This is a genomic window from Streptomyces sp. SID4985 (assembly GCF_009863025.1).
Lineage (GTDB): Bacteria > Actinomycetota > Actinomycetes > Streptomycetales > Streptomycetaceae > Streptomyces.
In genome coordinates, this window is sequence record NZ_WWIR01000303.1 from 1 (window position 1) to 2,468 (window position 2,468).

A 2,468-nucleotide genomic window follows, 5' to 3' on the forward strand; every position below is an offset into this window, starting at 1 on the left:
GGCCCTGCGGCTCGTACGGCGGCGCGAGCGGCCACGTCCGGCCGCGGCCTCCGCCTCGGCGATGCTGCTGTACAGCTCCTCGTCCGGGACGAACTCCGGCGCGGGCAGCGCGAGCGGCTCGGCGGCCTCGGCGGCCACCTCGGCGGCCGTCTCGGTCTCCTCCGGCGCGAAGGCCTCGACGGCCACGGCGACAGCGGCACCCTCGTGCTCGTGGGTGTGGGCGTCGCCGCCCTTGCCGCGCTTCTTGCGCTTGCCGCCACCGCCGCCACCGGCGTACGAGGGCTGCTCCATGTGGACGATGACACCGCGGCCGTTGCAGTGGACGCAGGACTCGGAGAAGGACTCCAGGAGGCCCTGGCCGACCCGCTTGCGGGTCATCTGGACCAGGCCGAGCGAGGTCACCTCGGCCACCTGGTGCTTGGTGCGGTCGCGGCCCAGGCACTCCAGGAGGCGGCGCAGCACCAGGTCGCGGTTGGACTCCAGGACCATGTCGATGAAGTCGATCACGATGATGCCGCCGAGGTCGCGCAGCCGCAGCTGGCGCACGATCTCCTCGGCCGCCTCCAGGTTGTTCCTGGTGACCGTCTCCTCCAGGTTGCCGCCCTGGCCGGTGAACTTGCCGGTGTTGACGTCGACGACGACCATCGCCTCGGTCCGGTCGATCACCAGCGAACCGCCGCTGGGCAGCCAGACCTTGCGGTCGAGCGCCTTGGAGAGCTGCTCGTCGATCCGGTACGTGGCGAAGACGTCCGTCTCGCTGGTCCACCTCTGGAGCCGGTCGGTGAGGTCCGGGGCGACGTGCGAGACGTAGCCGTGGATGGTCTCCCACGCCTCGTCACCGCTGACGATGACCTTGGAGAAGTCCTCGTTGAAGATGTCGCGCACGACGCGGACGGTCATGTCCGGCTCGCCGTACAGCAGCGTCGGGGCGTTGCCCGTCTTCGCCTTCTTCTTGATCTCCTCCCACTGCGCCTGGAGCCGTTCGACGTCACGGCGCAGCTCGTCCTCGGTCGCGCCCTCGGCGGCGGTGCGCACGATGACGCCCGCGTCCTCGGGGACGATCTTCTTGAGGATGGTCTTCAGCCGGGCCCGCTCGGTGTCGGGCAGCTTGCGGCTGATGCCGGTCATCGAGCCCTCGGGGACGTACACGAGGTAGCGGCCCGGCAGGGAGACCTGGCTGGTGAGGCGGGCACCCTTGTGGCCGATCGGGTCCTTGGTCACCTGGACCAGGACCGACTGGCCGGACTTGAGGGCGGACTCGATGCGGCGCGGCCCGTTGGCCATGCCGAGCGCCTCGAAGTTGACCTCACCGGCGTACAGGACGGCGTTGCGGCCCTTGCCGATGTCGATGAACGCGGCCTCCATGGACGGCAGCACGTTCTGGACCTTGCCCAGGTAGACGTTGCCGACGTAGGAGGTGGACTGCTCCTTGTTGACGTAGTGCTCGACGAGCACGCCGTCCTCCAGGACGCCGATCTGGGTGCGCTCGCCGTGCTGACGCACGACCATGACGCGCTCGACGGCCTCACGGCGGGCCAGGAACTCGGCCTCGGTGATGATCGGCACGCGGCGGCGGCCCTGCTCGCGGCCCTCCCGACGGCGCTGCTTCTTGGCCTCCAGACGGGTCGAGCCCTTGATGGACTGGACCTCGTCGGACGGCTCGGCGGCCTTGCGGGGCTCGCGAACCTTGACGACGGTGCGCTCGGGGTCGTCGGTGGTGGACGCGTCGCCCGACTCGCCGGAGTCACCGGCGCGGCGGCGACGACGGCGGCGACGGCGGCTGGAGCTGGAGCCCGTGGCCTCGTGCGCCTCCTCCTCGTCCTCTTCCTCCTGCTCGGCGGTGTCCTCGGCGTCCTGCGCGGCCTGCTCGGCGGCCAGGTCGTCGTCCTCGCCGTCCATGCCCTCCTCGCCGTCCAGGGCGTCGCCACGGCGACGGCGACGGCCGCCCCGGCGGCGACGGCGGCGCGAACCGGCGTCGTCGGAGCCCTCGGCGTCGTCACCCTCGGCCTGGCCCTCGGCGGCCTCGTCGGCCTCCTCCGGCTCCTCGGCCTCGGTCTCGGCGGCGGGGCGGGTCTCCTCGGCGGGAGCGCCCCGGCGACGACGGCGACGGCGCGAACCGGCCTCGCCGCGGTCGTCGTAGGACTCGGCGCGCCCGGACTGCTCAGCCTGCGCGGCCTGCTCGGTCTCCTCGGGCTTCACCGCCTCCTCGGCCTCCTCGGCCTCGGCGGCCACGGCGGCGGCCTCGGCGGCGGCCCGCTGCGGGGTCTGGAACCTCGGCTCGGTGAACACCGGCGCCCGGAAGACGGCCACGGCGGGGCGGGCGGGCTTGCGCGGGGAGTCGGACTCGGTGCCCTCGGCGGGCGCGGGCGCGGAGAAACCGCCCGCGGCCTGCCGTACGACCCGGCGACGACGGCGCGAGCCGCCCTCGGCGGCGGCCTGCGGCGCCTCGGCCTCCGCGGCGGCGGGCG

General features: G+C 73.3%; 1 protein-coding gene. It reads right to left on the minus strand.

Features of this window, described 5'->3' with window-relative positions; translation table 11 throughout:
- Positions 1-2,468 (minus strand): Rne/Rng family ribonuclease (locus GTW40_RS12400; RefSeq protein WP_161180225.1); only part of this gene is annotated, 2,468 nt, incomplete at both ends.